This window comes from Pedobacter frigidisoli (assembly GCF_032678525.1).
GTDB lineage: Bacteria > Bacteroidota > Bacteroidia > Sphingobacteriales > Sphingobacteriaceae > Pedobacter > Pedobacter frigidisoli_A.
This window is the reverse complement of sequence record NZ_JAVTSE010000003.1, coordinates 455,207-478,639: the sequence shown is the minus strand read 5'-3', so window position 1 is coordinate 478,639 and position 23,433 is coordinate 455,207. Positions and strand designations below refer to the sequence as shown.

26 protein-coding genes are annotated in these 23,433 nt (G+C 43.6%); 23 read left to right on the top strand and 3 right to left on the bottom strand.

Translation table 11 applies throughout. The features are described from left to right. Positions 1-28 precede the first annotated feature (28 nt). Both R2Q80_RS11165 and R2Q80_RS11160 read right to left on the bottom strand, forming a co-directional pair. Complete coding sequence (locus R2Q80_RS11165; protein ID WP_316799685.1) at positions 29-241, bottom strand: hypothetical protein; 213 nt, start codon at positions 239-241, stop codon at positions 29-31. Positions 242-259: 18 nt separating this feature from the next. Beyond that, complete coding sequence (locus tag R2Q80_RS11160) at positions 260-580, bottom strand: hypothetical protein (protein ID WP_316799684.1); 321 nt, start codon at positions 578-580, stop codon at positions 260-262. Between the two features lie 558 nt (positions 581-1,138). Here R2Q80_RS11160 and R2Q80_RS11155 point away from each other — a divergent pair. From R2Q80_RS11155 to R2Q80_RS11140, 4 genes are read left to right on the top strand one after another with little or no spacing between them, the layout of a single operon-like run. Further along, on the top strand, positions 1,139-2,203 hold the full coding sequence (locus R2Q80_RS11155; RefSeq protein ID WP_316799683.1) for a hypothetical protein: 1,065 nt from the start codon (positions 1,139-1,141) through the stop codon (positions 2,201-2,203). Beyond that, positions 2,200-3,186: a hypothetical protein gene (locus tag R2Q80_RS11150; protein WP_316799682.1), complete on the top strand. Its 987-nt coding sequence runs from the start codon at positions 2,200-2,202 to the stop codon at positions 3,184-3,186. Before R2Q80_RS11155 ends, R2Q80_RS11150 begins: the two co-directional genes overlap by 4 nt. Further along, the gene (locus R2Q80_RS11145) at positions 3,186-4,847 is read left to right on the top strand and encodes a metallophosphoesterase (RefSeq protein WP_316799681.1); all 1,662 of its coding nucleotides are present in this window, start codon (positions 3,186-3,188) and stop codon (positions 4,845-4,847) included. Before R2Q80_RS11150 ends, R2Q80_RS11145 begins: the two co-directional genes overlap by 1 nt. Positions 4,848-4,889: 42 nt before the next feature. Then, positions 4,890-5,327, top strand: a complete 438-nt coding sequence (locus tag R2Q80_RS11140; RefSeq protein ID WP_316799680.1) for a tetratricopeptide repeat protein — start codon at positions 4,890-4,892, stop codon at positions 5,325-5,327. A gap of 164 nt (positions 5,328-5,491) precedes the next feature. Here R2Q80_RS11140 and R2Q80_RS11135 read toward each other — a convergent pair whose 3' ends face one another. After that, entirely contained in the window at positions 5,492-6,520 is a 1,029-nt protein-coding gene (locus R2Q80_RS11135) for a DUF4238 domain-containing protein (RefSeq protein WP_316799679.1), read from the bottom strand. A gap of 891 nt (positions 6,521-7,411) precedes the next feature. Between R2Q80_RS11135 and R2Q80_RS11130 the strand changes: the two genes are divergently transcribed. The 19 genes from R2Q80_RS11130 (at position 7,412) to R2Q80_RS11040 (ending at position 23,423) form a co-directional block, all read left to right on the top strand. Next, a complete protein-coding gene (locus R2Q80_RS11130) occupies positions 7,412-7,801 on the top strand; it encodes a plasmid mobilization protein (RefSeq protein ID WP_316799678.1) in 390 nt (129 codons plus the stop codon). Between the two features lie 316 nt (positions 7,802-8,117). Further along, positions 8,118-9,263 carry a relaxase/mobilization nuclease domain-containing protein gene (locus tag R2Q80_RS11125; protein ID WP_316799677.1) on the top strand — a complete coding sequence of 382 codons (1,146 nt, stop codon included), beginning with the start codon at positions 8,118-8,120 and terminating at the stop codon, positions 9,261-9,263. Between the two features lie 30 nt (positions 9,264-9,293). After that, positions 9,294-9,926: a ParA family protein gene (locus R2Q80_RS11120; RefSeq protein WP_316799676.1), complete on the top strand. Its 633-nt coding sequence runs from the start codon at positions 9,294-9,296 to the stop codon at positions 9,924-9,926. A 26-nt stretch (positions 9,927-9,952) separates the two neighbouring features. Then, the gene (locus R2Q80_RS11115; RefSeq protein ID WP_316799675.1) at positions 9,953-10,327 is read left to right on the top strand and encodes a hypothetical protein; all 375 of its coding nucleotides are present in this window, start codon (positions 9,953-9,955) and stop codon (positions 10,325-10,327) included. Then, entirely contained in the window at positions 10,324-10,650 is a 327-nt protein-coding gene (locus R2Q80_RS11110) for a hypothetical protein (protein WP_316799674.1), read from the top strand. Before R2Q80_RS11115 ends, R2Q80_RS11110 begins: the two co-directional genes overlap by 4 nt. 20 nt (positions 10,651-10,670) lie before the next feature. Next, positions 10,671-10,961, top strand: coding sequence for a DUF4134 family protein (locus tag R2Q80_RS11105; protein ID WP_316799673.1), 291 nt, complete (start codon positions 10,671-10,673; stop codon positions 10,959-10,961). 152 nt (positions 10,962-11,113) lie between these two features. Next, a complete protein-coding gene (locus tag R2Q80_RS11100) occupies positions 11,114-11,413 on the top strand; it encodes a DUF4134 domain-containing protein (RefSeq protein WP_394373204.1) in 300 nt (99 codons plus the stop codon). A 1-nt stretch (position 11,414) separates the two neighbouring features. Further along, positions 11,415-11,717, top strand: coding sequence for a plasmid transfer protein (locus R2Q80_RS11095; RefSeq protein ID WP_316799671.1), 303 nt, complete (start codon positions 11,415-11,417; stop codon positions 11,715-11,717). Next, a complete protein-coding gene (locus tag R2Q80_RS11090; protein ID WP_316799670.1) occupies positions 11,701-14,157 on the top strand; it encodes a TraG family conjugative transposon ATPase in 2,457 nt (818 codons plus the stop codon). The genes R2Q80_RS11095 and R2Q80_RS11090 overlap by 17 nt, the downstream gene beginning before the upstream one ends. A 34-nt stretch (positions 14,158-14,191) precedes the next feature. Beyond that, complete coding sequence (locus tag R2Q80_RS11085; RefSeq protein WP_316799669.1) at positions 14,192-14,884, top strand: hypothetical protein; 693 nt, start codon at positions 14,192-14,194, stop codon at positions 14,882-14,884. Between the two features lie 5 nt (positions 14,885-14,889). Next, positions 14,890-15,573, top strand: coding sequence for a hypothetical protein (locus R2Q80_RS11080; RefSeq protein ID WP_316799668.1), 684 nt, complete (start codon positions 14,890-14,892; stop codon positions 15,571-15,573). After that, complete coding sequence (locus tag R2Q80_RS11075; RefSeq protein ID WP_316799667.1) at positions 15,570-16,280, top strand: hypothetical protein; 711 nt, start codon at positions 15,570-15,572, stop codon at positions 16,278-16,280. The genes R2Q80_RS11080 and R2Q80_RS11075 overlap by 4 nt, the downstream gene beginning before the upstream one ends. Beyond that, positions 16,277-17,092, top strand: a complete 816-nt coding sequence (locus R2Q80_RS11070) for a hypothetical protein (protein WP_316799666.1) — start codon at positions 16,277-16,279, stop codon at positions 17,090-17,092. The genes R2Q80_RS11075 and R2Q80_RS11070 overlap by 4 nt, the downstream gene beginning before the upstream one ends. A gap of 15 nt (positions 17,093-17,107) precedes the next feature. Beyond that, a complete protein-coding gene (locus R2Q80_RS11065; protein ID WP_316799665.1) occupies positions 17,108-18,265 on the top strand; it encodes a plasmid transfer protein in 1,158 nt (385 codons plus the stop codon). 39 nt (positions 18,266-18,304) lie between these two features. Beyond that, positions 18,305-18,919, top strand: a complete 615-nt coding sequence (gene traK, locus R2Q80_RS11060; RefSeq protein ID WP_316799664.1) for a conjugative transposon protein TraK — start codon at positions 18,305-18,307, stop codon at positions 18,917-18,919. A 118-nt stretch (positions 18,920-19,037) separates the two neighbouring features. Continuing rightward, positions 19,038-19,316 carry a hypothetical protein gene (locus R2Q80_RS11055; protein ID WP_316799663.1) on the top strand — a complete coding sequence of 93 codons (279 nt, stop codon included), beginning with the start codon at positions 19,038-19,040 and terminating at the stop codon, positions 19,314-19,316. Positions 19,317-19,362: 46 nt separating this feature from the next. Beyond that, positions 19,363-20,577, top strand: coding sequence for a conjugative transposon protein TraM (gene traM, locus R2Q80_RS11050; protein WP_316799662.1), 1,215 nt, complete (start codon positions 19,363-19,365; stop codon positions 20,575-20,577). 29 nt (positions 20,578-20,606) lie between these two features. Further along, positions 20,607-21,440 (top strand): DUF4138 domain-containing protein, encoded by an 834-nt coding sequence (locus R2Q80_RS11045; RefSeq protein WP_316799661.1) that lies wholly within the window; start codon positions 20,607-20,609, stop codon positions 21,438-21,440. A 24-nt stretch (positions 21,441-21,464) separates the two neighbouring features. After that, complete coding sequence (locus R2Q80_RS11040; RefSeq protein WP_316799660.1) at positions 21,465-23,423, top strand: type IV secretory system conjugative DNA transfer family protein; 1,959 nt, start codon at positions 21,465-21,467, stop codon at positions 23,421-23,423. Positions 23,424-23,433: the final 10 nt, after the last annotated feature.

Genomic DNA, 23,433 nt, shown 5'->3' with positions numbered 1-23,433 from the left:
CCGTGCACACCGCCCCGGACCTGAAATATTATTTCCCAGCGTTCTTCACAGCCTGAAAACCTTTGGATGTCAAGTCATAACTGCTTAGAAATGGAATTGGGAGCGACATCTTTTTCAGATGAGGAAACAGCATGTCTTGCTGGGTTACAAAGATAGAGCGCACTTCGAAGCCGGTTAAATTGATCCTGTATTTTGCCCCCAGCTGATCCAGATTAGCCTTTATCCACTCATCCCTACGCATGTGCTTTGGAATCCATTCTTATACAAGCTTTGCCATCTCTTCTATCATTTCTTTGACATTACGGCTTGGCGAGATGCTCGTGGATTCCAGGCTATAAACAATACGCCCGGCAGGATCAATCACCAGCAGATCTATATCACCAATATCTTCATGGTGTTTCAGCTGGTATTTGGGACCAATTAATTGTTCAGTGTCAATAATAAGTCCTTTGGGGTCTATTGATGAAACGATTTCCGATACCAGCCGGAAGCCTCGTACATCAGCAAATTCGCCCAGTAAACTGCGAATTTTGGTTGCGTGTTTTGGCAACCAGCCTATCAGGCAAGCATTGGTTAGCAAGATAGATCCTGCTAGCCAGCATTTGTCTTGGTCTCTAGAGGTCTCACCAGGCCGGAGCAAGAGGTGTTTTCGATGAAAATCGCCAGGAAGTGAAGGATTATCTTGGGATCAGCGAGAGTACGTATAAACGGATGGTGTAGCAAGGGCGGCTAAAGCCGATGAAACTGCCGGGCGGCGATAAGTTCTATAAAAGTGATCTTTTGGTTGAGTACGAGGAAAGTAAGCACAGAGGGAGGATATGAGAAATTGGCAGGCAATCTGTCGGCTGAAACGTTTTGGGAATAGCTTTCATAAAATGAAGATGTCAAAAGAAGCATAAAAGATATGTTTTGTTGCATAATAATTTTATATTTGGTCGTAACGTTTCTCATCTATGAACAATAATCCCTATTTAATTAGCCAAGAACAGTGTTTTTCTCAGGCTTTCCTGAAAGTAAACTCTGGTTTTACGGAATTTGAAATGATTGGGATGCAAATGTTTTCAGCCCGGCTCATTAATCTTTCGTTTTATCAATTATTTTGCATCAATATATTTAAGTACGGAAGCTAGACATAACTATGGACGAATTTATTATTAAAGTAGGATCACTGAACAGTTTAAACAGCCTTTATACTTTTCTGGGATCAGCAATGACTGATGTTAGAAACCGTTTTATCCATGGTAATTTTACTGAAATCAAATTTGATCTTAGAAATTTAATTTATCAAAAAATTAATATTTCAGCGCTCACAGCCTTTATCAGTACGGGCAAAAAAATAAGAGAGGCAACCGGAAAGCCTATTGGACTCATTTTAACCTGGGACCCAAACATTCTGGCATTCCTGACCGATATTGATTTTTTTGCAATCTCGGAGAAGCTCGATATCTTTTATTGGGATAAAAGAATGGTCGGAGGATTTCGCTCAGGTAATACCAATCCTGATACCAAGATTATTTACTTTTCCGATGGAAAATCGATGAGTATCAGTAATATACTAGCTAATGATGATCTACTGCACTATAAAAGTGGACTGAAGCAAAAGATCGCTCCTAATTTCGCATTGCGTTGTTCATCAATTTTAAATGGCTTTCCACAGGGGCTAATTAATACAATTACCAATAGTACTATTGAACTTATCGTAAATGCGCTGGTCCACGGCCAGGATATAGCTGTGGTGGGGCTTCAAAGAAGCAGCAGGCTCATAACGGTTTCGGTGAGTGATGGAGGAATAGGGGTAAGAAAATCAATTATGAAGACCTTTGGTGAGGAAGTGAACGGTATTGATAATGCTCAGGGCTTGGTGATTAGTGCTCTGATGCAGAAAAAGGAACATGGATTAAGGTTGGCTATCGAGGAGGTGTTGAATTATGAGGATAATTTGTCTTTTGTAGATATGAACTTCAACGAGGGCTGGGTCAATATGTCCAGCTTCGATGCTGAGATCAGGTGGCAGAAGTCAAATTGGTCTAGGGCAAAGAGCAAATTTGACTACCTAGATGATTTGAGTCAACTACCTGAAGCCAAGGATTTTCTTTCCGATGCATCGCAGAAAGTAGATAAGACAGAATTAGACAAAGGTTACTGGCGCAAGCACAATAACATACTTGTTGGTACTAGAATAACTTTTGAGATTCCATTATGATTGAGCCATATTTAATTCACCCAGAATGGGTTTATGCATCAGCAGATGGGATTATCTGGTTGACATCTGGTTTGAGCAGCCCAACAAACCTGAGCCAGAATGCCTGCGATAAGCTGATGAAGATTTACCGAACTGTGAGCACGGATTTACCTATGGTTATCGATTTTCGCAATGTCCTTGATGTTGCTGATCGAGCACTTGAGTCATTGATGAAAGGTTTTCAATCTGAGGGACGACAGATAATATTTATCAATTATGAACTGATAGACAGTACCATAGATAAAGCAATCAATGAGCATTATCAAAAACCTCTGAAAGGGGAGAGAAATGATAATGGACTTTGTTATAAGATATTAAATGATAACGGTCTATCTGGTGAGGGAATTCAGGGGGCGGCCAAAATATTCAGGAAGCAAAAAATCTCAGGATATATCAAAAGCTGCTATGTGTCTTTCGATCATCCGAGGTTTTTGCAATCTACTCCAGTCCTGGCAACGGGGATCTTTGATGCTTCTAAACTTATTTCAGGACAGACCGCTTTTTATTGGATTTGCCTGGAAATGGCGGATCAACTGCGGAGCTTGATAAAAGAAAATAAGATCGTAATGAATAACAAAGAAGTCAGGCTTCTTTCAGTCAATCTGCGTTCTGCACCATTTGCCTCCGTTGTTTCACTTCTGATCAGTGTTCCCCTGACAACTATTGACCATCTGGGACCTAAACACCGGGTACATGATCTGGATATTTTGGATGGTTTGGAGAATCTGAAACAATTCAGCTATATCTATTTGGGTGATTTTTGTATTGGGGGGACAGAAATCAAGATTGCCCAGACATATGCTGGGATTTCAAGCTCTGAGCTAAATACCGCTATTGTTATAGGATCCTATGTTGATCCTGAGGTTTTCTCATCAGCATTTGACCTTCATAGTTTAGTGTCTCTTAAATCAGTTCATCCATCAGCTAAATTTACACTCTCATAATGCGTATACTTCATATTACCGATTTCCATATTGATTCCCCAGACAATGACAATGAAAATCTGCGGACAGGCTATTATAAAGAATTTATTGACAATCTGTTTTACAAGATTACTGAGCATAACCTCAATGATATCGATTTGATTATCAATAGCGGCGATTTTGTAAATATGGGGAAAGTCGAAAACTTCCCTCACGCCTCTGCAGTCATGAAATATGTCGTTGAAAAAGCAAACCTAAGCAAAACAGATGTTGCGGTTTGTTTGGGTAATCATGATTTTAAAATGAAGGTTCCTGGTACAATTGAAGAAAAGTTTAGTCCATTCGATGATTTTGCCAAGGATTTTGTACCCGGCGCCCTTTTGAAGGAATGTAAAAGGGCCAAGTTATTCTTGAGTAATAAGAAGAACGTTCAGGTTTTGATCGTAGACAATGCACTTACCGAATTGGATAAAAATCAGCCCATAAACTTGAGTCTCGCTGAAATGGATGCTATTATATCCATGACAAGGGAATTTGCGGTTCAATCTAAGGATTTGGTCGTAGTGACCCACTATCCGGTAATTAACTTTCCCATGGCAAAATATTCCGCAGAGGTAGAGGGATGGGCAAAGGATCATGTCTGGAGGGATGGCTATAATCTTCAGCATAGGCTAGGTAATCTCAGGCCCCATGGGGAAACAATATTCATCTGTGGTGATGGGCATATTCCTGATGCTTTTAAAACCGAGAACAGGGCGTTTATAATGACAGGTGTTTTTGGAGGTGACTACACTAAAAGACATTCCATAAAGGGAGGTGCATCCAAGTCTTTCTATATTGAAACCCAAGCTCGTATAATTGACTTTAGCGAAGACAAACCGCTTCAGGTTTCGACTTTTAATTATAAGCCAATAGCGTATGATTATGATCCCGGGGCAGGAAACTGGTTATATGAACAATCGGAATTACGGGAAATATCAGTAAAAGTCAAGGCTAGCCCGCAAAATGTAGTTTCCAAAACCAATATTTTGGGCGAGCCGTTGCAAAAAGCAATTCTTGATAGGGTCAGGATTGAGAAACTATATAAAATTGGTAGGTTTGTTACCTCCCCTGAAACAAGTTCTTTTTCCTGGGTTTCCATCAACAGGATTTTTGAAAACCAGCAAATCTTCAATACATTAATTGATAAATCAGTTGAACAGATCAATTTAATGATCAAGGATTCTTCAAAAACAATGATGCTTGGGGTAGATTTTTATGGAGCAATGATTGGAACTCATATCAGTTTGAGGGTTGGGAGCGAAATTTGTTGTTTAAGCAGTAGGTCAGTGTCCGATGAGAATGATGATCTGATGCATATTCTCCTCCAACGGTTGGCTCAGGATAGCTATAAGGATATAATCATTGTGACCGATGTAATATCTTCTGGAAGTTCGGTATTGAAAATTATCGATGAGATAGATACATTATATAAAAAACAGACTAACAATGAACTGGACGTAAAATACCATAGCATCTCGGTTATTGCAGATGTCAAAATTCAGCGATCAGACTTTGATGCACGGGTTAGTTCTATTCTGACAGCGTGTAGGGATCTGCGAATGCCAATTTTCAAAACTGACCAACTCCCGGACGTAGAAACCCTGCCAGCCAGATTTAATGCCACAGGAAATATCGATTAATTGACATCTTCTGTGTAGTTATCATCAAATTCTTTATCAAACTTGGGATATAAGGATTTCGGGGATTTTGATACGGCTGCAAGTCTTTTCGAAATTTCCATTGAACTTGAGCCCACCGCCACGGCCTATCAGAATTATGGATTGCTGGTGAGGTATAAGCTTGAGGAGATCGGGCGGGCGAAGCTATTGTTTGAAAAAGGTCTGGCGCTTGACCCCGAAAATAAAGTCGTCATCATACAGCTGGCCCGCATTTATGAAAGTGATTTAAATGATTTTAGGCAGGCAAAAGTGTATTATGACAGGTGGATTGCCATAAATCCTGATGGAAAGGATCATTATGAATACACCCTTTTTTTATTGCAGTCAATGAATCCGGAATATTGGCCACTAGCAGGTCTGCATTATCAATTGACGTGTCAGAAGGATATTTCAATGAAAGATGCAAAGATTGAGGAGATTCTTGCGGGCAGGTTCTCTTAGCGGCTGTGGTTTAAGGTAGTGTCGATCTAAGGTAATTTGGGTTTGGTGTATGTGTGTGCAGGAATTCACGCTCATGTATTGAAGTGATGGAAAGTGCGGCTGTGATTTCCACTGTTATCATAGCTGCGGCAAGTATGCCTGGTTTCAGGATCATCAAAGACATTTTATTTCCAGATTTTTTTTAGTAATTGTTTCCAGAATTTTTTTATGCCTGATTTGGTAAATGGTAAAGTTTTTGCCAGCTGTACACCATGTCTGCTGTTGACCAGAATCGTGCTGGTACTTGCAGTATTGTCCAGGGTATGGATAACCTGCTCAATAATATCTTTTTTGTCTTGTTCCAAACTTTCATCTGACTGTACAGGTTCACTGGTCAATTTAGTATTTCTGACGAAATTCTCCAGATATTCCTTATTTTCACAGGCAATGTACCTGTAATGTCTGCTGCAAGCCATTTGGTTGAATTCATCAATCTGATCGGCTCTAAGTTCTGTCAGGGTATCGGTATGTGGACCTCTTTCAAATCTGATGAGGATGGAACTGCTGACCGGGAAATATATCTGGAGGTTTTTGGATCCAAATTCACGATCGTCATTCGGGTACAGTGCGACAGGTTGGTCTGGCAGCACAAAATAATGTTGATCCGAGCGGTGATAGAAAACATGGATAGAGAGGTTGAAGAGTTTTTTCGTGATGGCAGGTATTGACTTTATCGTTTCAAGGAAAATCATTTCACGGTTCAGGTTTACCGAAAAGTCTATATCCAATGGAATGTTATGCAGTTTGAGTTCCATATAGGTAATCGTCAGAATCAACCTGACCTGAGAAAGATATATCTCATTTAATTTATTTGGCGTCCGGATGTGCGAGAGAATACAGAAATTGAGAATAGCCAGGAATTCCTTTGTTGTCAGAAGCGTCTCAACAGTTCCTCTTTTCAGGCGTTCAATCAGGCTGGCTATCGCGATTGATGCTGGTTTCTCATAATAGTCGCTAAAGATATCTTCCATACGGTCATCATAGGTGCCGTCTTTTTTCCTGAGCCTGTACAGGTGCTTTTGTACATACCCATCCTTGGTTGATATCGGTATGATCTTTCCATCTTTGTTATCGTGCCTGTAAAAGGATATGTTGTCTGCACTAAAGTGCTTGCACAGAAAATTAGAAATGTAGTGATGCCTTTGTTTTGCCATTTGATGTAAATAATACTATAAATTTAGTAATAGCTTTTTGATTATTCTCCCATTTGTTCTTTGGACGTGATATTACTTTTGTTGTATATGATACTAGATAATACAGATTAAGGAATCTCTAAAGATCATTTACTAAAACAGGAAATTTTGTAGCATGTTGTCTAATTTTCAGTGCTGTAGCGCAAGATGTGGCTCGAGGGTTGGGGTTTCGGTTACCAGGCATAAGCAAAGGCACCAGGTTTTGAATCGAGCCCGTTTGGCTCATGTTTAGCTCATCAGGCGTCCAATATAGCCCAATTCAGTCCAAAAATTTCATTCCCTTTCTTTCCTTAATAGGTTTGTCTCAATGAAACTTAGATAGCTGGTTTTGCTGCTAGTTTCATAGCGATCTATTGGAATATCAGTTTAAGCTGATAGCTCAAGATCTGAAGATCTTTGACATTAGGGGATGAAGCATTATTCTGCGAGGAGCGGAAAATCCTGTGAAGCTGAGATCATTTCAATATGGCGAAAGCACAGGGGCAGGCGAGGGCCCGGTCTGTATGGACTGACGTGAGTAATTCCGGATTACCTTTTTAAACGCATGGTTCGTTTGTGTTTTGGTTAAGGTGGGAGGGGCCGAAAGGCCCCTTTTTTTGTGCCTTGATTTCTTGGCTAGTTCAGGGTTCGGTCTTTGTATTTTCTATTAATGTGAAGGACTGCTTAATATGGGTGAGGTGTTGTTTTTTTTTTTATTGGCAAGATGTCTTTTTGTCGGACAAAAAGAATCTTGCCTTTATCTCTTCGCGGGATCCGCTCGGGATAAAGGGTGAAGGAAACTCGCAACTCGTTTCCTTTTTTGATTGGTGAATAAGTTGTAGAGGTTGTTTTAACAGGTTAGCATTTGAAATTATGGGTAGGCCAGTATTGGATTGCGGTAAACGGGAAAAGAAAATAGATGTACGGTTTACCCAGGAAGAGTTTGATCTGATCTTGCAAATGGAGAAATCCTCAGGGATGAGAAAAGCAGAACTGATCAGAAAGAAATTGCTTTCTGAGGGCGAAAAAATATTGCTGGATTCAAAAGCAGTCATGAATAGCTTAGATGCTGTTGGCCTGGAGCTTTCCAGGGCGGGAAATAATATTAATCAGCTCTCCAGGTATGCCAATATCTTAAACCGGGATGGATTACTTTCTGCTGTGGTGGTGGACAGGTTGCTGCTGGAACTTCGAAAATACAACGAGATTAAGATGGACCTGGACCGATTGATGAGAAAGCTTATCAGGATGCTTGGTAGCTAATTCAGTAGGTAACTAAGTAGCTTGCTACTTTTGTGTTTGGCTATATAGGGAGCTGGTTAATTTGAGATCAAATGAGCTTGTCCTGTTGTTCGCCAGAGATGTGATGAGCATGTTAACAAGTTAGCTTGTTTGTTGTGTAGCAGATTAGCTGACTATTTTGCGATGTTAATCATTAGCACTGCTGCTCTATTGTGATTTAGGTTGCTTAATCATTTGCTAGGCTGATATCTGGGTATCTGGCTCATTTGCTATGTCTGTAATGAATTATCTGATGAGCATCCTATCATGCGCTGTCAATAGCTAAATCTCCTTTGATATGATTATCAAGATACTTAGCTCTTCGGCTAGTTTTACGGCTGTCCGGTACAATACCGACAAGGTATATCGTGGTACGGGGCAGTTGATGGTGGCCAGGAACTTTGGTGCCTTGGATCATCTTTCTGATTTGCGGCCTCAGGATTATATCAATTATTTCAAATTGCTGGCAGCAGGAAATAAAAGAATATCAAAGCCGCAGTTTCATGCAGTGATTTCTGCTGATGGCAAATCGGTATCTGTGGAGGATCTTTCAGTACTGGCGGAACGCTGGATGGAAAAGATGGGCTATGGGAAGAATCCTTACCTGGTTGTCTTTCACGGGGACACGGATCATCACCATGTGCATTTGGTTTCCTGCAGGGTGGACAGGGACGGGAGAAAGATTTCTTCTGGGTTTGAGCGGATCAGGGCGGTGGCGGCATTGAATGTTTTGCAAGGGATTGATGCAGATTTAGTCTGTAAGAAGGACATAGAAGCTGCGCTTGCTTTTCGTTTTTCAACCGCTGCCCAGTTTAAATTGTTACTTGAAAAGAAGGGTTATGGGTTGCGGGAGGCTGATGGAAAGCTGGAGCTTTTTCGCTTTGGCAAAGTGCTCGGGCGTGTAGAGCTGACTTCTATTGATGCTCGGCTTTCTGCTCTGGATAAGCGGCGGGCCGCGCAGTTAAAACAACTCTTTCTTAAATACCTTCCGGCTCATTCAGCCCGTCTTGTTCCGGTACCTGTTTCTGATTACCGTTCTGGCTCGCTTCATTATGCTTCGGATTTCGCAGGCTTTGCATTAAAAAAGCTTGGGATTGAAATTGTTTTTCATAATTCTGAAGGGAAGCTTCCTTATGGCTATACGATAATCGATCATGCTGACGGGCAGGTTTTTAAAGGCTCCGAGGTGTTGGCGTTAAAGGAGATGCTTTCGGTTGGAGGTTCAGTGGAGTCAGCTGAGCAGAAGTCTTTGGAAGGATTGGGTTCGCTTGATCTTTCCAGGCAGGTTAATGAGAATGCTTACCACTCTGTTGATGCTGAATATGCGAATGAGGCTGTGGCGGCTGAACCTGTTGTAGATTATCTGGCGCCATTGGATTTAAAGGATGATATCGATGATGAGGCGATTCTGGGCCGCAACAGGGCCAGAAAAAGAAAGAGTTGAGGTAAAGTTAGATAATAAAAATTTCAGGATATGCTTATAATAATAGGAAACCAGAAGGGCGGTGCGGGGAAAAGTACGCTCACGCTGCTGTTGGCCAATTTTTTAACAATGGTCAAAAAAAGAAAAGTAACGGTGATTGACATGGATTATCAGCAATCGCTGGCCCAGAAATATGAGAAGGGAAAAGTGCTTGAAAATGAGGCGCCATATGAAGTGATCGCTGCGGGGCTGGAACATTTCCCTTCGATGTATACTGTGCTGAGTGCAAAGCCTGACCATATCGTAATCATTGATCTGCCGGGTAAACTGGATGATGATGGGTTACTGCCGGTGTTTTCTTCCGCTGAACTAACCCTATGTCCGTTTTCTTATGATGAGCTGAGTTTTGATTCTACGATTCTTTTTTCGGTAGTATTTCGCAAGATCAATCCTGATGCGCCGCTGGTCTTTGTGCCGAACAGGATCAAGGGGAATGTGAAATATGAAACGCAGAGTGAGGTGGAATTGCAACTATCTAAGTTTGGTGAGATTTCGGCTGCAATAGCCGACCGGATTGATTTCCAACGGACCAATACTTTTCAGACGCCACTGATGATCTTTCCGCTGATCTTACCAGTTTTTGAAAAGGTCTATGACCGCTATCTGGAGGTTAGACCTGCTTAAGTTTGTTAATTTTTAAATGGATAGATATGAAAACACAAATGAAATCTCTGGCTGATGAGCTCAGAAAGAGTATTGGTACGGGAGAAGTGATTCCTTCAAATAAGGATCCGGTAGCGGGTGATGGAGATGAGAATTTAAGTGGCGTTAAGGGGGATCTGGTTTCTGCTAAGGCTAAGAAATCGTTGGAGATTATTTCGCGGATGCGGGACTTTGACTGCAGCGATCAGAAGCATTTGCTACATCCCAGGTTGGATGCCCGGACGGTTCAGCTTCTGGGCAGGCTAAAGCTGGCTGCTGGTCTGGATATGAACAGGGTGATTGCCTTTTCGATTGTTTATCTTTTTGAAAAGCATCCCGAGATTAAAAGTTTTATTAAGGAATCTCTTGAAAATTTTGAATGATGAGTTGGATCAGTTTTTTAATGTGGGTGCTGGGCATCTACTTTTGTTATTATTCTGGCAATATTGGTTTTGATTTGCTAAAAGGCGGTCGGACGGTGGGGTATACTGATGAGGTATTGGTTGCAGTGAAAGTGGATACGGATGGGGAGGATTTGCTTCCGGTGAGGGTGGAGGATGGTCAGGAGATCGATTATTTTATTGATGAAGAGGATACACCGGTTGTGGAGTCCCCCATTTATTCTTCTGCCGGGGTGAACTTAAAGCAGCTCTTTGAACTGGCGCGATCAGAAAGTATCGAGTTTACAGGCAGGGTTAAATATTAATCGTAATTAATGTAAGGGTTATGGAATGTCTTTGGTATTTTTTGGTGGCCATGCCTTTGCAGTTTATGCTGGTCCTGCAGGACGGGATGGCGGAGCTGCAGCAGGCCGAGAGTTTTCTGCACGGCTCATTTTTTTCTTTTCGCGACCTGTCATTCGTACTTGCGGGTTTGATCGCAATAGCCGGCGCAGTCAGTGTCTTTCATAAGTGGCAAATGGGCAGGGATGTGAGTGTGGATGTGCCGGCCTGGTTTTTCTCTTCGCTTTTTGTGCTGGTGATGGGGCTACTAGTCGCCGGCTTTTTTGGACTTTAGTTTTTTTGGTTAAGTCTCCGATTTGATTTTATAGGTTGTTTGCCTTTTTTGTTGGCTGTTAATTGTTAATTGGTGCCGCTGATGCGGTTTTTTTATTCCCTGGTTTACTATTGGGGATGGGTTGAACTTAAATTTTTTTGGTTATGAAAAAGATGAATGTATGGAGGCTGTGCAGCCTATTGGTATTGACTTTTGTTTTTGGTGATCTGTTTGCGCAAAGCGGGGTAACGGGATTGAATACGGCGACTTCAACGCTGAAAACCTATGTCGATCCGGCGACGAATATCGCGCTGGTGATTGGCGGGATTGTAGGGATTGTTGGCGGGATCAGGGTGTACTCAAAGTGGAACAGTGGCGATCAGGATATCAATAAGGAGCTAATGGGCTGGGGAGGATCGTGTTTGTTCCTGGTCTTAAGTTCACTGATTGTCAAAGCCTTTTTCGGTTTATAGTATGGCGAAGTCGTTTCCGGTGTATAAGGGACTGCAAAAGCCGATGGTCTATAAGGGCTTCAAGGGAAAGTTTATCTATTGGGGAGTGGGCTTGCTGCTCGGTGCACTAGTCATTGGTGCTTTGACGATGGCGATCATCAATATGTATCTCGGGGCGGTAGTGATGGCCGGAATTATCATTGCGGGCTTTTTTTATATCGGTGCCCGGCAGAAAAAGGGACTTCATCATAAGGCCTTTTCCAGAGGTGTGTTTCATCCGGTCAATCAACTATCTAAATTAAACAGGCATGCAAAAGCAAAATGAATTCAGGGTTCCTTATTTAGGGATTGACTTATCCGCAGATATGGACCTGCTGTATGGATTGAACGGGGAGTTTTCGGTATTGATCCGGATGGTGAACCCGGTATTGCGTTATAGTGGGGACGCTGCTGGGTATGACGGTTTTCATTCGCTGTTTCTGGGGATTTTGAAAATGCTCGGTGAAGGTTATGTTTTGCAGAAACAGGATGTGTTCTTCAAAGCACCATACCATGATCAGCAGGTTGGTAGTGGGTTTCTGAATGAAGCGTATTCTGCTCATTTTTCCGGCAGGGAATATATTGGACTGGAAACGGTTCTGGTATTGACCAGGCAGGTGCCCCGGGGCAGGTTTTATGTCCATGACCCAGCGGTGCGGCGGGATTTCAAGCTGATGGTGGCGAAAGTAATGGGGGTATTGGAGCAGGCGGGATGTTTGCCGGTATTGCTTCGTGAAAAAGAAATCAACCGTTATGTGATGCGTATGCTGGGTCTGAATTTTGCGGAGGCGAATATAGTGCTGGATAATTTCAATCCTGGAGATAGCGAGGTGGGTATTGGGAAGCGTTCATTTAGGTCAGTTTCGCTTATTGATATCGATCAGATCAATTTGCCTACTTCGCTTTCCACTTCGGGCGTTCTTTCCGGTGGTGACGCTTTATCTGGCTTTCCGGCAGATCTTTTGCAGTTTTTGTTCCAGGTGCCTGATTTTTCGGTGATGGTCTTTAACCAGGTGATTGAAGTGCCTGCGCAACCTTCGCTTTTGCGGGGTTTAGAACTCAAGCGAAAACGCCATTCCGGTATCCCTGATCCGGCAAACCTGATCTGCGTAGAAGATATTTCTTTGCTGCTGGATGATGTGGCCAGGGATAACCGGTTACTGGTGCATGCGCATTTTAATGTGTTGGTTTGTGCGGATAAAGCGAAACTTTCCAGGGCCTGTAATTTTCTGGAATCGGCGCTTTTTCAGATTGGGATTATCCCTTCGGCAAATGCTTACAACCAGATGGAGCTTTTTAGAACGGTGCTTCCTGGGAATTCCGCAGAACTCAAAAAATACGATTGGTTTCTGACTACTGCTGAAGCGGCATTGTGTCTGTGTTTTAAGGAATCGCTGCCAAGGGATGAAAATTCGTCTTTTCTGGTTCGTTTCACTGACCGGCAGGGTATCCCGCTGGCCATGGATCCCTTGGATCTGCCGATGAAAACGGGCAGGATTAATAACCGCAACAAGTTTGTGCTGGGGCCATCGGGATCTGGAAAGTCCTTTTTTATGAATGCGCTGATTGAGCAGTATCTGCGCTATGATATGGATGTGGTGATCGTGGATACAGGGCACAGTTATTCTGGGCTTTGCGCTTATTTTGGTGGAAAATACCTGACCTATTCAGAGCAGTCGCCAATCACGATGAATCCCTTCTCCATTTCAGAAGCAGAATACAATATTGAAAAAAAGGATTTCTTGGCAACCCTGATTTGTCTCATCTGGAAGGGTGCGGACGGGGCAGCGACTCAGGTGGAAAAGGATGTGATCGCTGCTGTGATTAGTGGTTATTATTCAATTGGTTTTGAAAGGCTTAAAGTTGGTGGGTTTAAGTTAGGCTTTGATTCATTCTATGAGTTCGCATTGGTTCGGATTCCGGAAATCAAGGCAGAGGAGAAGATCAGTTTTGATATCGATGAGTTTCGGTATGTATTGAAGAAGTTCTATGTCGGAGGTGAGTTCTCGCAGATCCTGAATGAGGACGCGGATGCTTCGCTACTCACTGAGCGGATGATTGTCTTTGAGATTGATTCAATCAGAAACCATAAGGTGCTTTTCCCGATCGTGACGCTGATTATCATGGATGTTTTTATCCAGAAAATGCGGTTCCGTAATGCCTTCCGTAAATCACTCATCCTGGAGGAAGCGTGGAAAAGCCTGGCTTCTCCACTGATGGCCGATTATATCCTGTTTCTTTTTAAAACCGTTCGCAAATTCTGGGGGGAAGTGATTGTCGTGACGCAGGAACTTGGAGACATTGTTGGGAACGCGATTGTGAAAGACAGCATTATCTCCAACTCGGATACGGTCTGTCTGCTGGATCAGCGAAAGTTCAGGGATAATTATGCGGATATCGCGGCGCTGCTTTCCATCAGTGAGGTGGAGCGCAGAAAGATCTTTTCGATCAATCAGCTGGATAACCAGGCAGGCCGTGGTCCTTTTAAGGAAGTGTATATCAGAAGGGGATCAGTTGGGGAAGTGTATGGAGTGGAGGTATCGCTGGCGCAGTACCTGTGCTATACCACCGAAAAACCAGAGAAAAGGGCCGTGGAACTTTACCGATCCAGGTTTGGCTCGTATGAGGAGGCGATTAAACGCTTCATTGCGGATTTCCTTTCTTCGGGAAAAGACCTGGGCAGTTTTGTGGCTTTGGTGAATAGCGGGAATAGTTTTTCTAATTAGTGAGTTATTGTTTTGTTGATTTAAAATAATGGATATGAAAAGGTTTTTGGTGAGGGCTGTTTTGCCCTTCAGCCTGATGGTGCTGCTGTCAGGCTTTTTTATTTTCCGGGCATCTGCGCAGACACTTTATGTTGACCCGGCAACCTCCGGCGCGATTGCGGTGCATGCTTCGGTGATCAATAATCAGCTGGACAAAGGTAATGAACGGTTATCGCTGATTGCCAAGGGTCAGCTCGCGGTGACCGGGCAGCTGGTGATTGTTAATGATTTGCAGGACAGGATTTACAGGGGTTTATCTGAAGTAAGCGCGGTAATGAATAACCTGTTTTCAGTTCAGGAGATTGCGGACATCGGAATTGATATTGCTGGCGATGTAGAAAAGTCGGTCAGCCTGGCGAAGGCCAATCCGCTGCTATTGCTTTTTGCCGAAGAGGGAGCTAGAGAATTTAAGCTTCGTGCGGTCAAGCTTTCGGCGGAAGTCGGGGGATTTGTGCTGAAAGGTGGCAGGGATAATCTGCTGGATGCCGGGGAGCGATCCAGGCTGCTTAATCATATTGCAAGCGAAATGAGGATCCTTCGAGGCATTGCTTATGGCATGCAGCGGGCAATGTACTGGGCAAAGATGAAGGGGATTTTTGCTTCGCTAAACCCCTGGGCAAGTTGGATCAATATGGATGTACGTATCGCTAATAGCGTGATCACGGAGGCTAAATACTTAAAGCGATAATAGATATGAAAAATAATAGTGTTTTGATTGGTTGTGTTTTATGTGTTTTGTGTTTCGTTTTTTCTGGTGCGGTGTATGCCCAAAGAAAGGCACTCAATATCGCGGGGATCCACCAGCTGGTGGCGGATTCCAAATCCGAAAATGAGCGGCAGCAGACGGCAAGGAACCGCCAGGCCCAGAATACAGTAAATGAGCAGGTCAATAAGACGCTGCTCTTTAAGCTAAAGGATGCTTACCGGCTATTGAATAGCAGGTTTTCATTTCTGGGAATGGCAGTTTCTGCTGCTGAAGTGGGCTTGAATGCATCGCCGATGGTTACCCAGATTATCGCTGATCAGTCCAGGCTTTATGATGCAGCTGTTGGGGATCCGCTGCTATTGCCTTTGGTTTACCAGACGGAAGTGGAGTTTGTGCTTAGGGCAAAGGATTTATCAGGATACCTGCTGGGACTGGTGTTAAGTTATGGAGCGTTAAACCAGATGAAAATCTCGGACCGAAAGATGTTATTTGATCACGTGATTGCAGAGTTGCAAGTGATTGCCGGTTTGTCGGCGGGGCTGGTTCGGCTGCTGAATCAGGCTAAGCTTTCTTCTATACTTACTCAGGTCAATCCCTTTGCAGATTACATCAGTACTGATAAAAGCGTGGTGGAGGATATTTTAAAGAATGCTAAAGCGCTGGGCTTATGATGGGTATTTGGAGAATTTTTGGGTTTAAGTTGTCATATTGCTTTCGTCTTGGGGCTCTATTTGGATTATCCTGCATTGGTCCACATGCGGTCTTTGCCCAGCGCATCGTATATGATGCGGGGCATTATGCCATTGTTACCGAAAATGCCTTTGTCAGGACTTCAGCTTCGCTCAGTCATCAAAGTTATCTAGAAAAAATTGAGACCAGCCTGAATCATATTAACCTGAATGCCAGTTCAGTGGTTGCGGCACAGGAGATGATTTATTCTGGTCTGTTAAATGTTAACGGTGCACTTCGTAATGGATTAATGCTTGGCAATATGTATAGGGTATGTGATCAGATTTTGGTCTATTCGAGTTCAATGATGGAAATGGGTAAAAAGGAGCCTTATCTGCTGCTTTTCGCTGTGGATATGGCAAGGGAAGTGGCACTGCGGTCGGGACGGCTGATTACGGAGGTGAGCGGTTTTGTATTGAAGCAGGGCGAGAATGTACTGATGGATTATAATGCCAGGGATGAGCTGATGAAAAGGATTAGTGATGAACTGCACATCATTTCAGGGTTGTGTTATGGTGCCTGGAGGGCGATGTACTGGACGGGTCAACGCGGGGTCATCAGAACGATCAATCCCTTTGCCAGCTTTATCAATGCAGATAAACGGATGGTAGAGGATATTTTATTAAAAGCTAAATATTTAAAGAGATGAAAAAGTATTGTATTAATGGGTTGTATATCGGATGTGTTCGGCATTCGCTGCTGTTGGGTATTGGGGTGTTGGTTTTGTTTTCATGCGCATTCGGGCAGACTAAGATTCGGGATGAAAGTATGATCAACCAGCAAGAACGCATGGTCTTTAAATCCTGGGACAGGAGTAAGTTTACGCCGACCTCGGGTTTTCTCGGGCTTAATCCTTATTACTGGCTGACCTGGGGTTTACATCCCAATTACCCTAAAACTGATTTAAGGCCGCTTTCACTTTCTGGTCATGAAACCCTTCGTCTGGGATTGGAGGCAGGGATGCAGTCTTCGGATAAGCAAATGGAGCTTGGTAGCGATACCATCCGCAATGTGGCGCTTGATCAGATCAGCGCTCATGCAGGATTGTTTTCTGATGCGGATCCGCTTTGGCTGCTGTACTATTCTGCTCAGTTCAGGCCGGTCACTGATCCTGAAAGGGTTGATGTTTTGGGTGGGCTGCCGCCAGCGGTCAAGGCTAAACTGATTAGTGAGGGAAGTTATGGCTGGTATAATGATCAGGTTGCTTTGCTTGCTGAGCGGCTGGAAGGTAGCCGCAGAACTAATCAGGACCGGGGATCAAGGATAGTATCTTATCAGCGGCTGCTTTTAGAGTTTAGAAAAATTCAGGGTATCTGGTCTTCCAAACGGGCGACCGCTGAAAAAATGATGCGGTTATCGGCAGCGAAATTAAAAGTAGGTTCGGGAAGTAATCCGGGCGTTCCGGTTTCCAGCTCGGATGTGGAAGTGGCCAAAAAGGTGCTGTCGGAACGGAAATTTTAATCCTTAATCTTTTAAATGATGAAACAATTGAAATTTATTTTGCTGCTGCTCATCATGCTGGGGGGAGCGGTTTCAGCCGTTGCCCAGCAGCCAGACAATAAAAGTGCGTTTGAATTTTTGCAGGGAAACGGGGTGTATGAGGAAGGGATGATGGTATTCCTGAAGGGTCTTCGGGAATCGATCTGGACGCACTTTGACCTGTTTATTACGGACGCCAAGGCCTTGGCCGCGATCTTTATGATTATTTTCTTTGCGATCAGGAGTTATGATATGATCTCTGGTGATAAAAAACTGGAGATTATGCCGCTACTCAGGCCCTTTGGTCTGGTGATGGTGATCATGTGGTGGGGCGGTTTTGTTAAAATGATCGCGTTTCCAACAGAGCTGGTAGCGCTGAAAACTGAAGAGATGTTTTCCTCGGAGCAAAGTAACGTGAATGCTTTGAGGCTGGTTCGGGCAGATTATATGCAAAAGGTAGCCAATTCGCTTTATAGTTTTGAAGCGGAGACGGAACTGGCGGAAAAAGAATCTGATACCTGGGCTGGAAAGGCTTGGGATTCTGTGACTTCCACTATCAAAGAAGGCATGTCTACGGTGGTGAGTCCGGTGATTGAGCTTAAGAACCGCTTAAAAATCGGGATGCAGTTATTACTCACACAGCTTTTAGAGTTGCTCGGGATATGGATATTGAGGATTGCGGTTTATGTACTTTTTATGATCCAGATCCTGTATTCATCCATCCTGATTATTCTTGGCCCTTTTGCTGTGGCTGCGAGCATCCTGCCTTCTTTCCGGGATTCGATGTCTACCTGGATTGCCCGCTATATTTCAGTTAATCTTTATGTAGGTATTGGCTATCTGGTGATGTACCTGGTCGCTTTGATGCAGAAATATGCGATGACTGTTGAAATCAATCGCTACAAGGAACTCATCGGGGAGGATGGCTCGGCAGCGAATCTGGAGAAAATGGCCTGGTTTGCCGGAAATGGCGTACTTTCCTTTGGAACGGTGATTTTGAGTTTTGTGATTGGCGCGGTATGTATGTTTACTGTACCAACCATTTCTACCTGGATCATTTCGACTTCTGGCATTAGTTCCGCTGCTTCTAATTTTGGCAGGGGTTCGCAGACCGTAATGGGAGTGGCGAAGAAAGCCGGTGGCAGTTTCTTTTAAGCTATTCTATGTTGATTTCTAACCTTTTACTTTTTTATTATGATCATCAAAAATATAGAGGCCAAGATTCGTCTGGCTACTTTGGTCTCAATGGGGAGTCTGGCGGCTTCGGTACTGATTGCTATCGGAGTATCATTCTTTGCTTACCGGCAGGTGAGTTCGGCCAGGCGAAGCATTTACATTCTCGATAACCATGTACCGATGCTGGCCAAGCAAACTGATGTCCAGCTCAACCGGCCTGCGGAATACCGTGCGGATGTTGATCTTTTTCATTCCCTGTTTTTCTCCCTCACGCCGGATGACCGTTTTATTGAATACCAGATGAAAAAGGCGATGTACCTGGTGGATGAGTCTGGCGCGAGGCAATATAATGACCTGAAAGAAAAGGGTTATTTCAGCTCGGTACTTTCTTCTTCTTCGGTGCTGACCTTGCAAACCGATTCGATATTTCTGGATGTACCAAAGCGCTATTTCAGGTTTTATGGGAAGCAGCGCATTGACAGGCGCAGTGCGACGGTGGTGCGCTCGCTGATCACTGAAGGCACTTTGCGGGATATGCCCCGCAGTGAAAATAATCCCCATGGGGTATTGATTACCCAGTGGAAAATTCTGGAAAATAAAGATCTCGAAAATGTTCAGAAAAATTCACTTTAGGCTCGCTGATAAACGGTTTTTATCAGAGGTCAATGAGGCATTAGGACCGATCTGGAATGGATGTTTAACGGAGTGCAGATCATTGATGGTACATCATCCACGAAAGTTGTTTGCGGTCATGGTATCGTCGATTGTCATCTCGCTTTTGGTTTTAGCAAAGGACGTCTTTGTGGTAAAAGAAAAAAATGGTAGCTCCAGGGTATTGGATTCGGTTTCTGTTTCAGATTTGAGCGGTGATGGTCTTTATAAGGGGTTGCAGGGAATTTCTGCTACAGCGGAAAAGATGCGGGAGAATGTCCTGCTCAGTAAACAGATTGACACTCTACTGGCTAAGGATCATCTCAGTCCACAGGATTCACTCTGGCTCTTGCAGGCACTGAAAACCCTGGAGCGCTAGCGTCTTAGTGCTTAATCTTATTTTCTTATTCTTTAATTCTTATTGTATGAAAATCAATTTTAAACAGCCCCGGTATATTTTGCCGCTGTTGGCCTTGCCGTTTTTGTGCCTGTTTTTTTATGTGTACAGTAACAGCTCAGCCAAGGAAAGCACGGAAGTTCCTGCTGATGGGATGAACGGACAGATTGCGGATATCTCGGATCAGGTCCGGGATCGGGGATTATCCGGAAAGCTAGATGCTTACCGGGACCGATATAAGGCCAGTGATGGCTATTCCGGTATTAATCCCATTTCAGAAGAAGTGATCCGTGATACGGTTTTGCGTTCGGGTTATTCAGATGCCGAAAAGAGGAGTCTGGATTCCATTGCTATATCCTTGAAACCGGGTAACAGTGGATATCGGATCAGAAATGACCCTGCTACAGGTTATGCAAGGGTATCTGCATCTGTTGGAAGACAATCGCCTCTGAGCCGATCAAGTGATCATGCTTCGGTGATGAGTGACCAGGATAAGCAGATGGCTAAAGCGCTCGCCGATCTGGCTTCGGCCAGGAAGTCTGTTGATCGGGTGGAGCAAAAAGATCGGCTCTCTGTTCAAGTAGCTGCAGACCCTATGGATGTTTTTCGAAAGCAGATGTCTTATATGGATAGTATAAGTAAACAAAATGATCCTGCTTTTCAGGAAGAGCATAGAAAACAGTTGGAGTCACTGCGCTTAAAAAAGCTACAGGAATCGGCTGACCGAAATTCACTCCGTGTCAAACCTTCAGGGTATGGATCAGATAAAACTTCTTTGCAGATTAAGGCGCTCATCGATCAGGATGTTACGGCATTAGCCGGATCACGCATTCGTATCCGCTTGCTGGAAGATATGCAGGTGGGGGAAGTATTGGTGCCTGGTGGTAGTTTTCTTTATGCTATGGTAGTTGGTTTTTCTGATCAGCGGATCAGGCTTTCTATTTCCTCAGTATATTATGCTGGCAAGATATTACCTGTTAAACTCGAAATCTATGACCTGGATGGATTAGCAGGCCTGTATGTGCCTGCCTCATTTTTCAGGGAATTTTCTAAGAATATTGGTGGTGAATCCATACAAGGCGTATCGGTATCTTCCGCTTCAGGACAGCAGTTTCTGATGAGTACGGTAGATCGCCTCTTCCAGTCGACATCCTCAGCCATCTCAGGGCTGATCAAAAAAAACAGGGCGAAAATCAAATATAGTACCCATGTACTGCTGATTGATACCGCTGGGATGCAATAGTTCATTTATGATTTTATTAAATATTAGTGATGAAAAAGATAATTTTTCTGACAGCTTTGTGCTGTCTATATATTTCGAGGGTATTTTCGCAAGGCTCGTCTGCAGTTTTTAAAGATCTGCCGGTGATTTTTTTAAAAAAGTCAGCCTCAGTTCATCTGCTTTTAGGTAAGCGGATCAGCTATTTCAATAGTTCTATCTCCGGGGTCAGTTTGGAGCAACCTGCTGATGGCTTGGTTCGCATTGATCTCGCGGATAGCGTAAGCATCGCTTATGGGGATGGTATTCTTACCCTGGCCGGCGCTGAGGGATTTACCCAGTTCCGGTTGATTTATAATCATTCCTTTCCTGATAGCGTCTTTCGGCCAAATATCAGGATTGGTTTATCAGATTGGAAGCCCTTGGGCAGCCAGGAGGAAAAGTTTGGAGAGCAGGAACTTAAAAGCCTGGCGCACGATCTGTTGAAGTCACGAAAGGGAATCTTTCAAACGCGGGAAGACCGCTATGGAATTAAAGCCCGGCTAAATAAGGTGTCCACGCTTGGCGATTACATCTTTATAGACCTGAGCTTTTACAATAAGAGTCATATTGGTTATGATATTGATCAGCTCAGTTTTTCACTGGAAGATAAAAAGATCACCAAGGCCACTAATTCGCAGTCTGTGCCTATACTTCCGGAACTCTCGCTATTTGATAACACATCTTTTAAGCGGCTTTACAGGAATGTTTTCGTGTTCAAAAAGTTCACCTTTCCGGGTAATAAAGTTTTCAAGGTACAGCTGAATGAAAAACAAATATCCGGGAGAAGTATCAGCTTTCCCATTCGCTATAGCGATATACTGGATGCAGATGTGATTGTGTATTAATTTTTCAGGTTAAAATGTTGTCTTATGGAAGAAACCAGGGAAATTCAGAAACTACATGGGTTTATGCAGTGCCTGATTTACTTCTTTCTGTTTACAGAGTTTGCGGTATTTATCTATATCGATGCACCATTCTGGGGTTTATTCCGAGTGGCGATTGTTCGCATTTCAGCCATACCAGTCTACCAGCAGCTGATTTATTCCAAACTGTTGATACTGGTGCTGATTTGTCTGGTCAGTATTGGTACGCTGGCTAAGAAATCCCCGGAACTGGACCCGAAAAAAAGTATCGTGTATCCGCTGGCCGCTGGCCTTTTGCTGTATTTCGGGAGCCTGTATATTTTCGGGCTTACTTCCGCAGTGGTCTTTAGCTACACCCGGTGGCATGAGTTGTTATACATGTGCGCTTCTTTATTTGGGGCGATACTCATTGGTCTTTCAATGGACAATATTTCAAAGCTGCTGAAATCTGGATTGGGAAAGGATCAATGGAATATCGAAGGGGAGAGCTTTATGCAGCAGGTCAGCAAAGTAGAAACGCCCTATTCAGTCAATATCCCCATGCTGTTTTATTTTAAGCGCAAGGTGAGAAAAGGCTGGATTAATCTGGTTAATCCATTCCGTGCAACGCTACTGATTGGAACCCCGGGATCAGGGAAGAGTTTTTCGGTGGTGAATCCATTTATCAGGCAACTGATTGCTAAAGGATTTACGATCTGTCTCTATGATTTCAAGCATCCGGATCTGGGTAAGATTGCCTATTACCATTACCTGCTGGGTAAACGTGCTGGAAAACTGAAAGCGGTTGCTTTTCATGTGATCAATTTAAATGAGGTGGAGAAAAGCAGGCGAATTAATCCGCTACGGGCAGATTATATCCGAACGCTGGCCGATGCTTCTGAGACTGCGGAAGCATTAGTGGAAGCATTGAAAAAAGGGGATAAGGCCAGTGGAAGTGATGCCTTTTTTACCCAATCAGCCATTAACTTTCTAGCCTCTGCGATCTATTTTCTCAGCCGTCACGATAAGGGGAAGTATTCTTCACTGCCGCATATCTTGTCTTTTTTAAACAGGAGTTATGAAGAAATTTTTAATACGCTTTTTTCTGAGCCGGAACTGGTTTCGCTGCTTTCTCCTTTTATTTCTGCTTTCACAGCCAAGGCTTTTGATCAGCTGGAGGGACAGGTGGGAACGCTTAAAATCTTTATTTCCAGGATGGCCACAAAAGAAACTTACTGGGTTTTCTCTGGTGATGATTTTGAGCTCAAGATTTCAGATCAGAACAAACCATCGATATTGGTATTGGCCAATGATCCCAATACCCAGAACATCAATTCGGCCTGTTATTCGGTCGTGCTAAACAGGCTGACGCGGTTGATCAATACTAAGGGAAACTTACCATCCGCGCTGATCCTGGATGAAGTGCCGACATTATTTGTGCACCGGGTTGAAAACCTGATTGCTACGGCAAGGTCCAACAAGGTTGCGGTGCTGATGGGTTTGCAGGAGTTACCGCAGTTCAAGCAGCAATATGGGAAAGATACGGCGACAACAATCACGGCGGTAGTAGGGAATGTGCTTTCGGGTTCGGTTCGGAATAAGGAAACTTTAGACTGGCTCGAGCGGATTTTTGGAAAAAGCAAACAGCGAGGAGAAAGTTTGTCCATAGACAGAAGTAAGGTGTCAGTTTCGATCAATGAAAAACTGGATGTGCTCATTCCAGCTGGTAAGATCGCATCGCTTGGTGCCGGAGAAATGGTGGGCATCATTGCCGCGGATGCGCAAGGCGAATACACCGGGAAATTTGAAACTTCAGCCGTGAACTGCAGGGTTAATTTGAATCTAAAAGAAATTTCGGATGAAGAGAAAGGGTATCAGGAACTGCCGGTCTTTTATGACTTTGGTGGCAGAAAGGAACAGATTCTGCGCAGCAACTTTTTACGTATCAATCAGGAAATGGAAGATCTTGTGGGGCTTTTTAAGTAAGGCTTTACTT